Origin of the sequence: Streptomyces sp. NPDC001093 (genome assembly GCF_040298985.1) — a bacterium.
Taxonomy (GTDB): domain Bacteria; phylum Actinomycetota; class Actinomycetes; order Streptomycetales; family Streptomycetaceae; genus Streptomyces.
The window spans coordinates 1-18,423 of sequence record NZ_JBEPBF010000087.1 but is presented as its reverse complement, the minus strand read 5'-3'; the positions used below and the strand labels follow the sequence as shown (position 1 = coordinate 18,423).

General features: G+C 70.0%; 13 protein-coding genes. 4 read left to right on the top strand and 9 right to left on the bottom strand.

What is annotated here, in order from left to right:
• Positions 1-158: 158 nt before the first annotated feature.
• The 3 genes from ABT288_RS33060 to ABT288_RS33050 all read right to left on the bottom strand — a co-directional run bounded on the left by ABT288_RS33060 (position 159) and on the right by ABT288_RS33050 (position 7,244).
• Positions 159-1,670 (bottom strand): putative glycosyltransferase family protein, encoded by a 1,512-nt coding sequence (locus ABT288_RS33060; protein WP_351615689.1) that lies wholly within the window; start codon positions 1,668-1,670, stop codon positions 159-161.
• Positions 1,651-2,052, bottom strand: coding sequence for a GtrA family protein (locus tag ABT288_RS33055; RefSeq protein ID WP_351615686.1), 402 nt, complete (start codon positions 2,050-2,052; stop codon positions 1,651-1,653). The genes ABT288_RS33060 and ABT288_RS33055 overlap by 20 nt, the downstream gene beginning before the upstream one ends.
• Before the next feature lie 257 nt (positions 2,053-2,309).
• Entirely contained in the window at positions 2,310-7,244 is a 4,935-nt protein-coding gene (locus ABT288_RS33050; RefSeq protein WP_351615683.1) for an NAD-glutamate dehydrogenase, read from the bottom strand.
• 852 nt (positions 7,245-8,096) lie between these two features.
• Between ABT288_RS33050 and ABT288_RS33045 the strand changes: the two genes are divergently transcribed.
• Entirely contained in the window at positions 8,097-8,663 is a 567-nt protein-coding gene (locus ABT288_RS33045; protein ID WP_351615681.1) for a DJ-1/PfpI family protein, read from the top strand.
• Positions 8,664-8,914: 251 nt separating this feature from the next.
• On the opposite strand, the gene ABT288_RS33040 is transcribed toward ABT288_RS33045, so the two are convergent.
• Both ABT288_RS33040 and ABT288_RS33035 read right to left on the bottom strand, forming a co-directional pair.
• Positions 8,915-9,583, bottom strand: a complete 669-nt coding sequence (locus tag ABT288_RS33040) for an HAD family hydrolase (RefSeq protein ID WP_351615678.1) — start codon at positions 9,581-9,583, stop codon at positions 8,915-8,917.
• 67 nt (positions 9,584-9,650) lie between these two features.
• Positions 9,651-10,163 (bottom strand): DUF6912 family protein, encoded by a 513-nt coding sequence (locus ABT288_RS33035; RefSeq protein WP_351615675.1) that lies wholly within the window; start codon positions 10,161-10,163, stop codon positions 9,651-9,653.
• Between the two features lie 329 nt (positions 10,164-10,492).
• Between ABT288_RS33035 and ABT288_RS33030 the strand changes: the two genes are divergently transcribed.
• The gene (locus tag ABT288_RS33030) at positions 10,493-11,029 is read left to right on the top strand and encodes an Rv3235 family protein (protein ID WP_351615672.1); all 537 of its coding nucleotides are present in this window, start codon (positions 10,493-10,495) and stop codon (positions 11,027-11,029) included.
• A gap of 109 nt (positions 11,030-11,138) precedes the next feature.
• Here the strand turns inward: ABT288_RS33030 and secA are convergent, their stop codons facing one another.
• Complete coding sequence (secA, locus tag ABT288_RS33025) at positions 11,139-13,949, bottom strand: preprotein translocase subunit SecA (RefSeq protein ID WP_351615669.1); 2,811 nt, start codon at positions 13,947-13,949, stop codon at positions 11,139-11,141.
• A gap of 251 nt (positions 13,950-14,200) precedes the next feature.
• Here secA and ABT288_RS33020 point away from each other — a divergent pair, with 251 nt between their 5' ends.
• Together ABT288_RS33020 and ABT288_RS33015 are read left to right on the top strand one after the other, a co-directional pair.
• Positions 14,201-14,770 carry a GNAT family N-acetyltransferase gene (locus ABT288_RS33020; RefSeq protein WP_351615666.1) on the top strand — a complete coding sequence of 190 codons (570 nt, stop codon included), beginning with the start codon at positions 14,201-14,203 and terminating at the stop codon, positions 14,768-14,770.
• A 131-nt stretch (positions 14,771-14,901) separates the two neighbouring features.
• Entirely contained in the window at positions 14,902-16,077 is a 1,176-nt protein-coding gene (locus ABT288_RS33015) for a winged helix-turn-helix domain-containing protein (RefSeq protein WP_351615663.1), read from the top strand.
• 25 nt (positions 16,078-16,102) lie between these two features.
• Here ABT288_RS33015 and ABT288_RS33010 read toward each other — a convergent pair whose 3' ends face one another.
• From ABT288_RS33010 to ABT288_RS33000, 3 genes are all read right to left on the bottom strand, one after another.
• Complete coding sequence (locus tag ABT288_RS33010; RefSeq protein WP_351615660.1) at positions 16,103-16,849, bottom strand: response regulator; 747 nt, start codon at positions 16,847-16,849, stop codon at positions 16,103-16,105.
• 205 nt (positions 16,850-17,054) lie between these two features.
• The gene (gene hpf / locus ABT288_RS33005; RefSeq protein ID WP_450857650.1) at positions 17,055-17,747 is read right to left on the bottom strand and encodes a ribosome hibernation-promoting factor, HPF/YfiA family; all 693 of its coding nucleotides are present in this window, start codon (positions 17,745-17,747) and stop codon (positions 17,055-17,057) included.
• A gap of 312 nt (positions 17,748-18,059) precedes the next feature.
• A partial coding sequence (locus ABT288_RS33000) for a hypothetical protein (protein WP_351615654.1) occupies positions 18,060-18,423 on the bottom strand: 364 nt, incomplete at its 5' end.

The following is an 18,423-nucleotide window of genomic DNA, read 5'->3' as shown; positions in this document are numbered from 1 at the left end:
GGTCCGGTCAGCGGACAGCCATCCGGCGCGGGGCGGGCGGTGGACTGGGCCGGGTTCCACGGACAGGCACCCCGAGCCCGACGGCGTAGTACCTGATCTCCCGAAGGTCACCGACCGCAGGAACCGGTCAAGCGCACACGCCCCCGTCCGGCGACAGCTCAGGGCACCACTCGGTACAGGATCTGACTCTCCGGGCCCGTGGTCACCTTCCGAAGCCCCGGTCCCGCCAGGCTCTTCGGGCCCACGACCCACTTCACGCGGTACTCCCGCAGAATCCCGGCCCGGTCGGCAGCAGACGTCCCCGCGGCGAAGTAGCGGGTGACCGCATCCTCCCGCCGCGCGGCGTCCGGCAGGAACACATCCGGATAGCCCGGCGCCACGGTGTACGGCCCGTACGCGGGGATCTGCCGAGCCGGCGTCGTCCCGGCCATCACCACGTCCCCGTACTTCACCCACGGCGTGATCCAGCGGTACCCCACCCACGGCGTGTGGTACTTCGACGCGACGGCCGAAGGCAGTGCCGACCTTCCGGTCACATAACCGAGCGTCCCGGCCTGCGTCCAGGCGCCGACGAGCAGGGCGGCACCCAGCACACAGGCCCAGCCCACCCGTACGGCCCGCCGCCCGGCCGAGACGACCTCCAGCGCGGCCGCGAGCTGCGCGGGGATCAACGCGGCGGGCAGGGCGCGGCCCCAGGAGTAGTGGCCGGACAGCCCGCCCGCGGCGAACACCAGCACGCCGAGGGCGAAGAACAGGACCAGCGGGTCCCAGCGGTCGCGGCGGAAGCGCAGCACCAGCGCCGCCACCCCGAGCAGCACCAGGCCGAACCGTGCGGCCAGGTCCTCGTACAGCGGCTTGTGGATGGCCTCCAGGTCCGCGCCGGCGGAGAAGAGGGAGAAGAAGTCGTAGTACGGCCACAGCCACAGCAGGAGCAGGCCCAGGGCGAGCGCGGCGGACAGTCGCAGCAGCACCGGGCGGGTCGGTCGCGCCGCGATCACCATCGCCAGGGCGCCCAGAGAGGCCACCACGCCGGTGAACTGGTGGCACAGCAGGATCAGTGCCCACAGCACACCGAGCCACAGCCACCTTCCCCACGCGGTCTCCTCCCGCGTCGCCCGCGTGACCCAGGCCCAGAAGTGGAAGGTGAGGCCGAGCGCGAAGGCGCTGGGGTACGACACCGTCAGCGCGAGTGAGTTCAGGCCCAGGAAGCCGGACCAGTTGAACAGCACCGTGCCCCAGAGGAAGAGCAGGCTGAGCAGGGCCAGGGCGGGGGCCGCGCGGTGCGGGGACAGGGTGCGGACGTACCGCCAGACGCCGGTGACCAGCAGGGTGAGGCCGACCAGCGCGGCCAGCCGCAGGACCACGAACACCGACAGGCCGGTCAGCTTGGCGACCACGCCCAGGACCAGCATCCACGGCGAGTAGTAGGGGCTCGGCGTGTCCGCGTCGACCAGCGGGTTGCCGGGGTGGAACAGGTTGTGGCTGAGGCGCTGGACCGTGGCCGCGTGCATGCCGAGGTCGCCGGCCCAGGGCAGGCGGACGATCACCAGGAGCAGCAGTACGACGACGAGCGCGGCGGCGGCCTGCGGCAGGGCGCGGCCGGCCCGCGCGGCGCTCGGCGGGGACGGTGTACGGCTCACCGGATCAGTATCAGGCGGTGCGGTGTGCATCCTGCTGGAACACCCAAGTGCGGTAGACGAGGAAGCGGAAGGCGGAGGCGAGCACGATCGACACGGCCTTCGCCGCATTCGACGCGAGCACGCTGTGCAGGCCGAGACCGTGGTAACCGACCCAGAACAGGCCGATTTCCATCACGACACCGAGGCCGCTGAAGACGAAGAACAGGGTGATCTGACTGCTCGTGCGCGAGGACCGGTCGCGATAGGCGAAATAGCGGAAGCCCAGGTAATTGGTCGCCATGGCGATACAGCTGGCCAGGACGGTCGCGGTCATCGCCTGCCAACCCAGGCCGTGCAGCAGCAGGTTGAAGATCAGGAAATTGACGAGGACCCCACTGCCGCCGACGATCCCGAATTTCACGACCTCCAGCACGACCCGCTTGACGGGCCGCCGGGCCGGAGCCGGCGCGGGGGGCGCTGCCGGGCGGGTCTCGGTGATCTCGGTGAGTTGAACAGTCACAGCGCCGACCCTATCCGAAGGCCATCGATTAGCAGGAAACGGTAAATTCGCTGATCGTTTTTGGCTAAGGGTCGGCAAGAAACGGAACGCCCCGGTCCGCTCTGTCGTCGGCCCGGGGCGCTCTCACCGTCGTACGGCTATGCCCTCACTGTCGTACCACTCTCGTACGGCTACGAGTGCGTGCGCAGCAGCGTCCGCATCGTCCGCATCGCCACCGACAGGTTGGCGAGGTCGAAGGTCTCCGAACCGCGGATCTCCTCCAGGGTGGTGCGCGCCCGGCTCAGGATGGGCGCGTTCTTCTGCTCCCAGGCCTTGAAGCGCTGCTCGGGAGTGGAGGTGCCGTTGCCGACCGCGAGGACGTCCGCGGTGAGGGCCGCGTGCGCCGCGTACAGGTCCTCGCGGATGGAGGCGCGGGCCATGGACTGCCAGCGGTCGGCACGGGGCAGCTCGATGATGCGGTCCATCAGCTGCGTGATGTTGAGCCGGTCGGCGAGGTCGTAGTAGATCTCGGCGACGTCGAGCGGCTCCTTGCCCGTGCGGTCGGCCACCGACACGATGTCCAGCGTCGGGAAGGCGGAGGAGAAACCGGCCACGCGCGTGGCGAGTTCGTCCGGGACACCGGCCGCGGACAGCTCGTCGTACACGTGCTGGTACCACTCCAGGTCCGCGCCGCGCAGCAGCTTCGGCAGCTCCTGCCAGACCCGCTCGACCCGCTCGGCGAAGAACTCGACCGTCTCGGCGAGCTGCAGCGGCTGCGGCCGGTTGTTGAGCAGCCAGCGGGTACCGCGCTCGACGAGTCGGCGCGAGTGCAGCCGGATCCGGGTCTGGACGGCCGCGTCGACCTTGTTGTCCAGGGCCTCCACCGCGTCCCACACCGGTGCCGAGGAGAAGATCGCGCGGGCCGCGGTCTGGGCGCGGACGATCTCCTCCAGGGAGGCGCCGGTCTCCTCGCGCAGACGGTGCAGATACGTCGTACCGCCCGTGTTGACCGTGTCGTTGACCAGCACGGTCGTGGTGATCTCACGGCGCAGGGGGTGGTTGTCGATCGCGTCCGCGAACCGCTCGCGCAGCGCCGTCGGGAAGTAGGCGTGCAGCAGGGTGCGCAGGTACGGGTCGTCCGGCAGCGAGGTGTGCAGCAGCTCCTCGGCGACCGTGATCTTCGTGTACGCCAGCACGACGGCCGTCTCGGGACCGGTCAGGCCCTGGCCCTGGGCGAGACGCTCACGGATCTGGCGGTCGGCCGGCAGGAACTCCAGCGCCCGGTCCAGGTGGCCCTCGCGCACCAGGTGGCGGATGAACCGCTGCTGGGCGTGGAGCATGTCCTTGGCCTGGAACAGGGCGTTGGCCAGGGCGGTGTTCTGCGCGTAGTTGTTGCGCAGGACCAGCGCGCCGACCTCGTCGGTCATCTCGGCGAGCAGCTTGTTGCGCTGCTTGACGGTCATGTCGCCGTCCGCGACCAGGCCGTTCAGCAGGATCTTGATGTTCACCTCGTGGTCGGAGGTGTCCACGCCGGCGCTGTTGTCGATCGCGTCGGTGTTGATCTTGCCGCCGTGCATGGCGAACTCGATCCGGCCGAGCTGGGTCAGGCCCAGGTTGCCGCCCTCGCCGACCACCTTGACCCGCAGGTCGGCGCCGTCGACGCGGATGGCGTCGTTGGCCTTGTCGCCGACGTCCGCGTTGGACTCCGCCGACGCCTTCACGTACGTGCCGATGCCGCCGTTCCACAGCAGGTCCACCGGGGACTGCAGGATCGCCTTCATCAGGTCGGCCGGGGTCATCTTGGCGACCTTGCCCTCGATGCCGAGGGCCTCGCGGATGTGGGCGTTGACCGGGATCGACTTGGCGCTGCGCGGGAAGATCCCGCCGCCCGCCGACAGCAGTTCGGTGTTGTAGTCGGCCCAGCTGGAGCGGGGCAGCTCGAACAGGCGGCGGCGCTCGGCGTAGGAGGTGGCCGCGTCCGGGGTGGGGTCGATGAAGATGTGCCGGTGGTCGAAGGCGGCGACCAGGCGGATGTGCTCGGACAGCAGCATGCCGTTGCCGAACACGTCGCCGGACATGTCGCCGATGCCGACGACCGTGAAGTCCTCGGACTGCGTGTCCACGCCCAGCTCACGGAAGTGCCGCTTCACGGACTCCCAGGCGCCGCGCGCGGTGATGCCCATGCCCTTGTGGTCGTAGCCGGCCGAGCCGCCGGAGGCGAAGGCGTCGCCGAGCCAGAAGTTGTACTTCTCGGCGACCCCGTTGGCGATGTCCGAGAAGGTCGCGGTGCCCTTGTCGGCGGCGACGACGAGGTAGGTGTCGTCGCCGTCGTGCCGGACCACGTCCTGCGGCGGCACGACCTCGCCGGCGACCATGTTGTCGGTGATGTCGAGCAGCGCCGAGATGAACGTCTTGTAGCTGGCGATGCCCTCGGCCAGCCAGGCGTCGCGGTCCACCGCCGGGTCCGGCAGCTGCTTGGCGACGAATCCGCCCTTGGCGCCGACCGGCACGATGACGGTGTTCTTCACCATCTGCGCCTTGACCAGGCCCAGGATCTCGGTACGGAAGTCCTCACGCCGGTCGGACCAGCGCAGACCGCCGCGCGCGACCTTGCCGAAGCGCAGGTGCACGCCCTCGACGCGCGGGGAGTACACCCAGATCTCGTACGCCGGGCGGGGCGCCGGCAGGTCCGGGACGGCCTGCGGGTCGAACTTCATGGAGACGTAGTCGTGCGGCTTGCCGCCGAGCGCCTCCTGGAAGAAGTTCGTGCGCAGGGTCGCCTTGATGACGGTGAGGAAGGACCTGAGGATCCGGTCCTCGTCCAGGCTCGCCACCTGGTCCAGGGCCGCGTCCAGCTCCTCCAGCAGGGCGTCCGTGATCTCCAGGCCGGCCTTCTGCCGGTCCGGCGACATCCGCGCCTCGAACAGCGAGACCAGCAGACGCGTGGTGTGGACGTTGTTGCGGAGGGTGTCCTCCATGTAGTCCTGCGAGAAGGTCGAACCGGCCTGCCGCAGGTACTTGGCGTAGGCGCGCAGCACCATCGCCTGCCGCCAGGTCAGCCCGGCGCTCAGCACCAGGGCGTTGAAGCCGTCGTTCTCCGCCTTGCCGGTCCAGGTGGCGGCGAAGGCCTCCTGGAAGCGCTCGCGCGCGTCGTCGGCGAGGTGGTCGCCGCCGACCGCCTTGGGCATGCGCAGACCGAAGTCGTAGATCCAGGCGGTGGTGCGGTCCGCGCAGCGCAGCTCGTAGGGCCGCTCGTCGGTGACCTCGACGCCGAGGCGGCTGAGCACCGGCAGCACCTTGGAAAGGGAGACGGTGCCGCCCTTCTGGTAGATCTTGAACCGGCGCTCCTCCGGCCCGGCACCCACCGGCTCGTACAGGCTCAGGCTGAACGTCTTGTCCTCGCTGAGCTGCTCCAGGTGGACCAGGTCGGCGACCGCGGCGCGCGGGGTGTGGTCGGCCTTGTAGCCCTCGGGGAAGGCGTGGTTGTAGCGGCGCAGCACCTCGGCCGCGCGCTCCTCGCCGCACTCTGCGGTCAGCGCCTCGGCGAACGCGTCGGCCCAGGACCGGGCGGCCTCGACCAGGCGGGCCTCGATACGGTCCTTGTCGGCGTCCGACAGCTCGGGCAGCACGGTGCCCGGCGGGACGCGGACGACGAAGTGCAGCCGGGACAGGATCGACTCGGTGTTCCAGGCGGTGAAGTCGACGCTGACGCCGCCGAGCTCCTCCTTGAGGATGTCGATGATCCGCAGCCGGACACCGGTGGTGTAGCGGTCGCGCGGGAGGTAGACGAGGGCCGAGTAGTAGCGGCCGTACTCGTCCTGCCGCAGGTAGAGCCTCAGCCGCCGCCGCTCCTGCAGATACAGGACGCTGGTGACGATGGACTGCAGCTCGGCGACGGGCGTCTGGAACAGCTCGTCGCGCGGGTAGGTCTCCAGGATCTGCAGCAGGTCGCGGCCGTCGTGGCTGTTGGGCGAGAACCCGGCGCGCTCCAGCACCTCGTCCACCTTGCGGCGGATCACGGGGACCCGGCGCACGGACTCGGTGTAGGCGGCGGAGGAGAACAGCCCGAGGAAGCGCCGCTCACCGACGACGTTGCCGTCCGCGTCGAACTTCTTGACGCCGATGTAGTCCAGGTACGACGGCCGGTGCACGGTGGCGCGGCTGTTGGCCTTGGTCAGCACGAGCAGCTTGTGCTCGCGGGCCTTGGCGCGGGCGTCGGCCGGCAGCCGCTCGAAGGAGGGGCTGACCGGGTGCTGCTCGTCCTCGGCGTGGTGCGGGTCCGAGCGCAGTATGCCGAGACCGGTGCCGGGCACGGCGGCGAGCGTGTCGTCCTCGCGCAGCTGGTACTCGCGGTAGCCGAGGAAGGTGAAGTGGTCGTCGGCCAGCCAGCGCAGCAGCTCGCGGGCCTCCTCGACCTCGGGCCGGGGGAGGTCGCCCGGGGCGGGCTCGCTCGGCAGCTCGTCGGCGATCCGGGTCGCCGTGCTCCGCATCTTCTCCCAGTCCTCGACGGCCTCGCGCACGTCGGACAGCACGCGCAGCAGATCGGCGGTGATCTGCTTCAGGTCGGCGCGGTCGGTCTCCCGGTCGATCTCGACGTGGATCCAGGACTCGAAGTGCGCGTCGTGCGGCAGGTCACCGCTCGGCGGGGTCGGCAGGACCTCGATCAGCTTGCCGGTCAGGTCGCGCCGGACCACGAACTGCGGGTGGACGACGACATGGATGCCGCACCCGCGCCGGGTCAGCTCATTGGTGACCGAGTCGACGAGGAAGGGCATGTCGTCGGTGACGACCTCCACGACCGAGTGGCTGCAGGTCCACCCGTTCTCCTCGACGGTCGGGGTGTGGACCCGCACGTTCGCCGTGCCCTGGGGGCGCATCTCGGCGAGACGGTAGTGCGAGACCGCGGCGCCGAAGACGTCGACCGGGTCGCGGTCGGCGAGGTCTTCCGGGGCGGTGTGCAGGTAGTAGCGCTGGAGGAACGCGAGCATGGACTCGCTGTCCGGGGTGTCCGGGGAGCCCTCGCCCTCGGTCCCGGTCGGTAGGTGCCCCCCGACCGGGCTGTTCTCAGCTACCCGGGCGGCCCTCTCGAGCAGCTCGGCCTTGGCTTCGTCCAGCTTGGTCTGCATTGTCCTCTGACTCCTGTCGCGCGCCGTTGCGTGACGTAGAAGGAAGTACGGTCTCTTTCCCTCCGGCTCGACGCCACGGCCCGGGGTGTCCGGTCCGCATCGACGCTATGCCGTGAGGTGAGATGAGCGGGAGGAATTCGGCCATTCTCGACACGCCCGTCGGGTGTGACGCTGCTCTCTGCGCCGCCGTGTCCAGGGTTGTCCTCGGCGTCCCGGAGGCTCCTGCGGCCCCGTCCCGCCCGCGAAGACCAGCGACCGCCGCCCGGTCACGGAGGTGTTCCGTGCAACCCGGGCGCAGGGCAGGAGCAGGATCGCCCCCGCGAGATATCGCGCTGATCACGCCACAAGGCTATCGCTCCTCACCGGGGGCCCGTCATGAGCCGTATGTGTACAAAACCGAGGGGTGAAGTTTGACGTTCTGCACAGGGGCGGGGCCGGGGGTGGTGGCGTATTCGGTCGGGTGGGGTTCGGGGTGTTTGTGAGCTTGCAGGTTGATGTGGGCGAAGTGGCTGTGGCATGGATATGGCTCCTGTCGGGGCGCTTGGGGCTTCCGGAGTCGGCGGGGCTGACGTGAGGAAGGGGGCGGCGGGGGCGGCGGGGCCGACCGGGGTGGGTGGCGGACCAGGTGACGGCGGGCGTCCGGTCGCGCCGGTGGGACCCTGACCGCACTCTGAGAACAGGGCACCCTGCCACCAGGTGGGGCCCCGGCGCTCGGCCGAGGACCGGAACCGCGACGGCCCCCCTTGGCAAGCACGCCCGGTGTTGGCACGTTGCCCAGGGACAGTGCGTCCCGACCAGGAGTGCCCCAGGAGTGCAGGAGCACCGAGCACCGGAGTACCCGGAGGAGCCGACATGCCCGCGAAGATCCTGATCGTCACCGGCGACGCGGCGGAGTCCCTGGAAGTCCTCTACCCGTACCAGCGCCTGCGCGAGGAAGGCTACGAGGTCCATATCGCGGCCCCCTCCCGCAAGACGCTCCGCTTCGTCGTCCATGACTTCGAACCCGGCTACGACACCTACACCGAGAAGCCCGGCTACACCTGGCCCGCCGACCTGGCCTTCGCCGACGTGGACCCCGGCGAGTACGCGGCCCTCGTCATCCCCGGCGGCCGGGCTCCCGAGTATCTGCGCAACGACCCCGAGCTCCGCAAGATCCTCAAGGCGTTCTTCGACTCCGACCGGCCGGTCGCCCAGATCTGCCACGGCCCGCTGCTCACCGCGGCGATCGACAGCCTGCGCGGCCGCCGCGTCACGGCGTACCCCGCGCTGGAGCCGGACATGCAGGCGGCCGGAGCGAGCTTCCAGGACACCGAAGCCGTGGTCGACGGCACCCTGGTCTCCTCCCGGGCCTGGCCCGACCACCCGGCCTGGATGCGCGAGTTCCTCCGGGTACTGCGCTCCAAGGCACCGGTGAGCTGAGGAGGACGGCCGACCGCACGGCTGCCCGCCCACGGCATCACCGGGCCGGCGCACCTGCGGACCCGCGCCGGCCACGGGCAGTCGTGCCGCCAGGGGCGGCACGGCTGGGCGGTGGACGTCGGCACGCGAAACACACCGTCGCCCAGCGGCGACACCCCACGCCCGACCGGCGCCGCCAGACGGAACCGCCCTCGCCACGGCACAGACCGCCGGCACCGGAGCACCGGTCACCAAACAACCGGCACCTGCGGCTACGCCGCTATTCGCTGCGCTTCCTCCACCGCCTCGGCCAGCGTGTCCACCACCGGCACCCCCACGTCCTCGAGGCTGGCCCTGCTGTGCGACCCCCCGGTGTACAGCACGGCCCGCGCCCCCGCACCCCGCGCGGCAACCGCGTCGTCCGCCGCGTCCCCGATCACCACGGTCCGCGCGGGCTCCACAACCCCGCTCAGCGCCTCCAGATGCCGCACCATGTGCGCGGCCTTGCTCCCCCCGGACGGCCCCGTACGCCCGTCGACCCGCAGAAAGTGCGCCTCGATCCCGAACCCCCGCACGAGCGGCACCAGTTCCTCGTGCCCATACATACTCAGCAGCGACTGGCTGTGCCCCGCCGACCGCCACCCCGCGAGCAACTCCGCCGCCCCCTCGGTCAGACCGCACCGCGCCCGGTGCTCGGCGTAGTACCGGTGGAAGACCTCGTCCATCAGTTCCCACTCGGCGTCGGTCGGCAGCCGGCCGATCAGCCGCTCGTAGAACTTCGGCACCGGCACGCAGTACAGCGACCGGTACTGCTCCAGCGTGATCGGCTCGAGCCCCAGCTCGGCGAAGGCGGCGTTCGTCGCCCCGATGATCGCGTCATTGTCGTGGAACAACGTGCCGTTCCAGTCCCAGACGATGTGCGCGTTCCCCTGCATCCCCATGCCAAAAACCGTACCCGCCCCCACTGACAACGAGGCCGGCCGGTGAATCCGCCCAGGTCAGACCGGGTCAGGCGAGTCCGACGAGGTTGGGGATCTCCTGCGTGGCGTACCACAGCAGCTCGTGATCGTCCGCGCCGTCCACGACGAACTGCGCGTCGTCGTCCCCGCCGTCGGCCGCCTCCAGCGCGTCCGCCGCCGCGGCCACGTCCTGCTCCGCCTCATCGGCGTCGACATGCACCGCGGCCGCCTTGGCGAGCGGCATGGTCGCCGTCACGGTCACCTCGCCGAGCGCGGACGGGTCCAGCCCGCGGTCGGGGTCGACACTCACGGCGCCGTCCGCCACGTCCACGGCGACCACGACCCGGCGCCGTACCGCACCCGGATCCGCCGCCAGCAGCCGCAGCGAGGCCAGCGCGGCCCGGCTGAGCGCCGCGTACTCCAGCTCCTCGATGTCCTCGGAGAGATACCACTCGCGCAGCGCGGGCGTGACGGCATAGGCCAGGAAGGGGCCGGTCCCCAGCTCACCCGTCTTGTGCGCCTCGGCGAGACCGGGGAGGGTCAGGGGGACGTAGACGCGCATACTGGCCGCTCTTTCCTGCTCAAAGGCTCCGCTGAGGCCCCGGGAAGGCCGGCTGCGGCGACTCCCGGAGGGCCTTCAGGATACGTGCGCCCGTCCCCTTTCGGGTCTGTGTCCAGGCTCTGGGAGCCGTCCATTCCAGGCCGCGCATTCACCCGGTGCACCCGCCGCACCTCGGGAACCGACGCACCCGGCATCCCTCGGATAGGTGAACCTTCCCGCCTCGTGCGAGCCCGCCCCGCCGTCCTTGCCTCCCCGCTCCCGGCCCCCGTACAAGATCCCCACCAGCGAGTTACCGCCCGGTATCACCGGGCCGGCCGAACGGGGACCCCATGAACAAGGTCATGAGCCGCACCGCGCCCAAGGCGACGAACCGCACCCCCCACCCGCGCCACCGCCCGCCGACCCGCCACGACACGCGCCGCCCGGGCGGCGCCCCGCCCCGGAAGCCGTCCGTCAGGGGCAGGCACGACCTGCCGCCGACCGCCCCCGGAAACGCCGGTACGGCCCTTACAGCGCCGGAGGCCGCCCTCCCTGCGGTACGCCCCACCGACCTCTTCGCCGACCGTCTGCTGGCCGTTCTGAGCGGTCAGCGGCCCGTGCACTGGATGCTCCGCCACACCGCCGGCCGCGCCTACGACGACCTGACCCGCCTCGCCGAACGCAGCCCCCTGCGTACGCGCGGAGGCCGCCCCGTCGTCCACGACATCGGCTACTACGTCCCCAGCGAGGGCGCCCTCGAGGTCTTCGCCCGCATCGCCGCCGGCGACCAGCTCCGCGCCCTGGCCTTCCGCCTGGAACGCGGCCAGGACCGCCGCTGGCGCTGCACAGCGGTGGAAACCGGCCCCCGCCACCAGCCGCGGCCCTGAGCCGGCCCCCACCCGCAACCCCCAGCGGCTTGACAGAAGCAACGCAGAAGGGCCGGGCCCCCAAAGGAACCCGGCCCCTCACAACCGGCTGAAGCGCCGCAGGCAACCGCTACTTCTTGCGGCGCCGCCCGCCCTTGGCCTGCCGCCGCCGCTCGGCCCGCGTCAGCCCGTCCGCCTCGGACCGCACCGGCTCGTCGTCCTCCAGGTCGCGCTCCACGATGCCGCCCTCACCGTCCACGGTCGGCGCCGAGAAGTGCAGATCCCTCCGCTGCGGAACGTCCAGTCCCTTCGCGCGGATCTCCGGACGCGCCCCGGCCTGCGCCGGAACCGTCTCCGGAACGCCCTCGCCGACCTGCTCCGCGGCCTCGACCGGGACCTCCTCGACCTGCTGCTCGACCTGGACCTCCAGGTTGAACAGGTAGCCGACGGACTCCTCCTTGATGCCGTCCATCATCGCGGTGAACATGTCGAAGCCCTCGCGCTGGTACTCGACCAGCGGGTCCTTCTGCGCCATCGCGCGCAGGCCGATGCCCTCCTGGAGGTAGTCCATCTCGTAGAGGTGCTCACGCCACTTGCGGTCGAGGACCGACAGCACGACCCGGCGCTCCAGCTCACGCATGATCTCGGAGCCGAGCTGCGCCTCCCGGGCCTCGTACTGCTCGTTGATGTCCTCCTTGATGGACTCGGAGATGAACTCCGCGGTCAGACCGGCCCGGTCGCCGGCGGCCTCCTCCAGCTCCTCGATGGTGACCTTCACCGGGTAGAGCTGCTTGAAGGCACCCCACAGCCGGTCCAGGTCCCAGTCCTCGGGGAAGCCGTCGGCGGTCTCCGCCTGGACGTACGCGTCGATCGTGTCGTCCATGAAGTGCTTGATCTGCTCCTGCAGATCCTCTCCCTCCAGCACGCGCCGGCGCTCGCCGTAGATGACCTCGCGCTGCCGGTTGAGGACCTCGTCGTACTTCAGAACGTTCTTACGGGTCTCGAAGTTCTGCTGCTCGACCTGCGACTGCGCGGACGCGATCGCGCGCGTGACCATCTTGTTCTCGATCGGCACGTCGTCCGGCACGTTGGCCATGGCCATCACGCGCTCGACCATCTGGGCCTTGAACAGGCGCATCAGGTCGTCGCCGAGGGAGAGGTAGAAGCGCGACTCGCCCGGGTCGCCCTGACGGCCGGAACGACCGCGCAGCTGGTTGTCGATGCGCCGGGACTCGTGCCGCTCGGTGCCGAGGACGTAGAGGCCGCCGAGCGCCTTGACCTCTTCGAACTCGGCCTTGACGGCCTGCTCGGCCTTCTCCAGGGCGGCGGGCAGGGCCGCGGCCCACTCCTCGATGTGCTCCTCGGGGTCGAGGCCGCGCTGGCGCAGCTCGGCCTCGGCGAGATCGTCGGGGTTGCCGCCGAGCTTGATGTCCGTACCACGACCGGCCATGTTGGTGGCGACGGTCACCGCGCCCTTGCGGCCGGCCTGGGCGACGATCGACGCCTCGCGCTCGTGGTGCTTGGCGTTCAGCACCTCGTGCTGGATGCCGCGCTTGCTGAGCTGCTGCGAGAGGTACTCCGACTTCTCGACGGAGGTCGTGCCGACGAGGATCGGCTGGCCCTTCTCGTGCTTCTCGGCGATGTCGTCGACGACCGCCTCGAACTTGGCGACCTCGGTGCGGTAGATCAGGTCCGACTGGTCCTTGCGGACCATCGGCCGGTTGGTCGGGATCGGGACCACGCCGAGCTTGTAGATCTGGTGGAACTCGGCGGCCTCGGTCATCGCCGTACCGGTCATGCCGGACAGCTTCGAGTAGAGGCGGAAGAAGTTCTGCAGGGTGATCGTGGCGAGCGTCTGGTTCTCGTCCTTGATGTCCACCCCTTCCTTCGCCTCGATCGCCTGGTGCATGCCCTCGTTGTAGCGGCGGCCGGCGAGGATACGGCCGGTGTGCTCGTCGACGATCATGACCTCGCCGTCGAGGACGACGTAGTCCTTGTCGCGCTTGAAGAGCTCCTTGGCCTTGATGGCGTTGTTCAGGTAACCCACGAGCGGGGTGTTCACCGACTCGTAGAGGTTGTCGATGCCCAGCCAGTCCTCGACCTTGGTGACGCCGGCCTCGTGGATGGCGACCGTGCGCTTCTTCTCGTCGACGTCGTAGTCGCCGGTCTCCTCGACGCCCTTGAGCGGGTTGCCGGCCTCGCCGCGCTTGAGGCGGGTGACCAGCTTGGCGAAGTCGCCGTACCACTTGGTGGCCTGGTCGGCCGGGCCCGAGATGATCAGCGGCGTACGGGCCTCGTCGACGAGGATGGAGTCGACCTCGTCGACGATGGCGAAGTTGTGGCCGCGCTGCACCAGCTCGTCCTGCGACCACGCCATGTTGTCGCGCAGGTAGTCGAAGCCGAACTCGTTGTTCGTGCCGTAGGTGATGTCGCAGTTGTACTGCTCGCGGCGCTGGGCCGGGGTCATGCTGGCGAGGATGCAGCCGACGCTCAGGCCCAGGAACTTGTGGACGCGACCCATCATCTCGGAGTCGCGCTCGGCCAGGTAGTCGTTGACCGTGACGATGTGGACGCCCTCGCCGGACAGGGCGTTCAGATACGCGGGCAGGGTGCCGACGAGGGTCTTGCCCTCACCGGTCTTCATCTCGGCCACATAGCCGAGGTGGAGGGCGGCGCCGCCCATCAGCTGCACGTCGTAGTGCCGCTGGCCGAGGACGCGCTTGGCGGCCTCGCGCACGGTGGCGAACGCCTCGGGGAGCAGGTCGTCCAGGCTCTCACCGTCGGCGTACCGCTGCTTGTACTCATCGGTGAGGGCCCGCAGCTCGGCGTCGGAGAGGTTCACGAAGTCCTCTTCGATGGAGTTGACCTGGTCCGCGATGCGGTGCAGCTTGCGCAGGATCTTGCCTTCGCCTGCACGCATGATCTTCGAGAGGACGGACACGGGGGCTTGTCTCCTTGCCGGTCGGGCCTGGGACGGTCGGTTTCCATTTGACGTACTGAGCAACGGCCATCGTATGCGAGGACCCGGCTGGGCCGGGAGGCCTGGCCACCCGACGGCTGTTCATCCAGGACAACGCACGGCGCACACGGATAGTGCCGCATCGCCGCGATGAATTGCGCGAAATGTGATCACGCGCTCACGTATAGCGAAAATCGATGGCCCGGCTGCGGTCCCACGAGCACAATCAGCCGATGGAACCCGTCACTCTCACCACGGACCGCCTGGTCCTGCGTACAGTCGGCCCGCACGACACCCAGGCGGTCCACGACGCCGCCCAGGACCCCGACATCCAGCGCTGGACCACGGTGCCCTCGCCGTATCTGCCCGAGCACGCGAGCGGCTTCACCGAGCAGCTGGTCCCCGACGGCTGGGCACAGGGCTCGATGTTCACCTTCGGTGTGTTCCTCACCGGCGGGGAACTCGCCGGCATGCTCGGTCTGACCATGCGTTCGCTCGGCGTGGCGGAGGTCGGCTTCTGGGCGGCCAAGGAGCACCGCGGCCACGGTTACGTCACCGAGGCCACGCTCACCGCCTGCCGCTGGATCTTCACCCGGATCGGCGTCGACCGGGTCGAATGGCGCGCCGAGGTCGGCAACCACGCCTCCCGCGCGGTGGCCGAACGCGCGGGGTTCACCATCGAGGGCGTCCTGCGCTCAGCGATCAACAACAAGGGAGTGCGCCGGGACTGCTGGGTCGGCTCCCTGCTCCCCTCGGACCTGGGCCTGCCGTCCACGGCACCGTACCTGCCCGCCCGTTCCTGACCGCCTGCGCGCGTCCGCCCAGCCCGCCGTCCGGCCTCCGCCCACCGTTTCCGGCGACCTGCCCAGGCCACCTTCCGGGCATCCGCCCAGCTCACCGCGGGCTGTCAGTGGCACCCTCTATCGTCCGGGGCATGACGACCCTTCCGCGCCCGACCACCACCCTCACCGCGGACGACGCCCGCCGTATCGCCCTGCGGGCCCAGGGCTTCCTCGGCGCGCCCGACCGGCGGGCCGGTGTCCGCGGCGTGCTGCGCCACCTCGGCGCGGTCCAGCTCGACACGATCTCGGTCCTCGCCCGTTCCCACGAACTCGTGCCGTACGCCCGGCTCGGCGCGGTCGGCCGCCAAGCGGTCGAGGCCGCCTACTGGACGGGCGCCCACGCCTTCGAGTACTGGTCGCACGCGGCGTGCATCCTGCCCATCGAGGAGTGGCCGTACTTCGCCTTCCGCCGCCGCGCCTACCGCGACCGCCCGCACTGGAACCACAAGCTGCCCGAGGGCGTCTACGACCAGGTCATCAAGCAGCTGCGCGCGGAGGGCCCGCTGACCTCCACGGAGCTGGGCGGCGCCAAGAGGACGAGCGACTGGTGGGACTGGTCGGGCACCAAGGTCGCGGTGGAGCGCGCGCTGATGTACGGCGAGGTGGTGTGCGTCGAGCGCCGCGGCTGGAAGCGGGTGTACGACCTCGCCGAGCGCGCCGTCCCGGACCCGCTGCTGCACGACGAGCTGGACGACACCGAGTGCCTGCGCCGCCTGGTCCGGCTGGCCGGTGAGTCCCTCGGCGTGGGCACGCGCGCGGACATCGCCGACTACCACCGCCTCAAGGGCGAGCAGGTCGACGCGGTGATCGCCGACTCGGGTCTGGTGCCGGTCGAGGTCGAGGGCTGGGGGAAGCCGGCCTGGGCCGATCCGGCGGCCCTTTCGGCACCGCCGCGCGGCCGACACCGCACCACCCTGCTGTCGCCGTTCGACTCGCTGATCTGGGAGCGGGCGCGCACAGAGCGGATCTTCGGCTTCACGCACCGCCTGGAGGCGTACGTGCCGAAGCCGAAGCGGGTCCACGGCTACTTCGCGATGCCGGTGCTCGCGGGCGGCCGGCTGGTCGGGCGGGTGGACCCGGCACGAGAGGGCAGGACGCTGGTGGCCAGACAGGTCACCCTGGACGGCCCGAAGGCGGTCCCGGCGGTCGCCCAGGCCCTGATCGAGGCCGCGACCTGGGTGAACTGCACGGACGTCCGCGTGGAGCAGGTGGACGCGCCCGGCCTGCGCGAGCCCCTGGCAAGGGAGCTCGCCCGCACCCTCGCCTAGCCGACACGGCCGGTACGACCGCTGTTCAGCGGATCTCGAGGATCTTCTCCCGCATCGCGTAGACCACGGCTTCCATCCTGGAGTGCAGCTGGAGCTTCTCCAGGATGTTGCGGACGTGGTTCTTCACGGTGTTCTCGGAGATGAACAGTTCCTTGGCGATGTCCCGGTTGTTCATCCCGGTGGCGACGAGCTTGAGGACCTCCAGCTCCCGGTCCGTCAGCCGGGGCGCGGGCACCAGCCGGCGCTCGTCGGTGCGCTGGATCATCGACTTGAACTCGGTGAGGAGCTTGGACGCCATGGACGGGCTGATCTGCGACTGTCCGTCGGCCACCGCGCGAATGGCGGTCGCCACCTCGTCCGTGGAGATCTCCTTGAGCAGGTATCCGGTCGCGCCCGCCTTGATCGCGTCGTAGAGGTCGGCCTCCTCGTCGCTGATCGTCAGCATGATGATCTTGGCGCTGGGGGCGACCTCCTTGATGGAGGTGCAGGCCTCGATCCCGCCGCGCTTGGGCATGCGGACGTCCATCAGCACGATGTCGGGCAGCAGGTCGGCGGCCTTGTCCACGGCCTCGGCCCCGTCACCGGCCTCGCCGACGACCTGGATGTCCTCCTCGGCCGCGAGCACGATCTCCAGGCCGCGCCGGAAGAGGGCGTGGTCGTCCACGACCAGGACCCTGATCGGCTCGGCGCGTGAGGAGCCGGCATCCGGGCCCATGCCGGTGACACCGTCGTCGCCATCCTCGTCCCGCATCGGTCCGAAGGTGTCCGCCATCGTTCCTCCCCCTGAAGGCTGTGGCCTGGTGGTCCTGTGCCATCGCCAACCCAAGGCAGCGGCCCACCGGTTGGGCCGGTCCGGCCATGATTTCATGCCCGGGCGACACCGGGGCGACGGGCGAGGCGTGAACTGGTCGCACACAGGTGCCCCTGGGGGCGCACACGCGCTTCCAGGGGCACCGGCTCGACATGGGCCGGATGGCTCAGCCGCCGAGCGTGCCTCCGGCCGCGGGGGGCTGCGCCTCGGCCACCATCGGGTCCGTGCTGAGGTGGATGACGCCGTAGTCGTAGGCGTGCCGCCGGTAGACGACACTCGGTTCCTTGGTCTCGGAGTCGACGAACAGGTAGAAGTCGTGGCCGACCAGTTCCATCTCGTAGAGAGCCTGGTCGAGGGTCATCGGGGAGGCGACGTGGGTCTTCTCGCGGACGATGAGGGGGCCTTCGCCCTTGACCTCCAGCGAGCCGATCTTCTTGGTCGGCACTCCGTCCGTCTCCTCCTCCTCGACGAGGAGGCCGTTGCCGTTCAGCGTCGCCGCGCCCGGAACGTGGTCGGGGACCTCGGCCGCCGAGATCCGGCGTGCGCCACGGCGCGAGAACCGCTTGTCGTGCTGCTTGCGCAGCCGGGCGTCCAGCTTTTCCGCCGCCAGGTCGAGTGCCGCGTACGGGTCGCTGGCCGCCGCTTCCGCCCGGATCACCGGACCGCGGGAGCGGAGCGTGATCTCCACTCGATCACAGCGGTCGGCCTGTCGGGGGTTGGGCTCCTTGGACACCTCGACGTCGAGGCTGATCACCTTGGCATCGAGCCTCTGGATCTTCTCCAGCTTCAGCTTCTCGGCCACGTGCTTGCGGAACCGCTCGGGCACCTCGGTCTTGCGGCCCTTGACGACGATGTCCACGCAGAACTCCGTTCCCGGATCGCTCCGCTCCATCGGCGGAGCATCTCCCTTTTGCACCAGATCCGGTGAGCACCGGACCTCGGACTCGGTGACTTCCACCTCCTCCTCCCCCAAGGGCGAGATCTCCACCCCACCGCCACGGGTGATTGCCGAAAACCCATGGCACGGCATTCCGATATGAGAGGTGTGGCCTGCGCCTTTCCTCACAACCGAACATATCTCGCCCGGACGGATGTCGTCACCCTCTACTCCCGCGTACCTCCGTTCAGGTGAATTACCCCTCTCACGACCTGCAACGATGCAGGTCGGCGGTCAGTTCCTGTTTATTTCGAAAGAATCCGGCGGTGCGGCGATCACGGCCGCATGGAGCGCATGCCGAAGCGTGTTCACGGCCGTCTTTTCCGGTGCACCATGCACCCACTTCGTACCGTCCCACCGTGCTCCGATCCGTCGTTCATCCCTTCCTTCCCGAGTTACGGCCCCGTACACGACTGTTCTCACTCCAGTTCGCTCCTCTGCCACCTCCCGGACAACCCGCGCCGCCTCCGCGAGGCTGGCACCCGTCGTGATCAGGTCGTCGACGAGCACCACCTGGCCCGCGCCGAGCAGCCGACCGCCGCCCGCCGTCACCTCCAGCGCGCCGGCGAGGTTCGCCAGGCGCCGCCGCGCGTCCAGC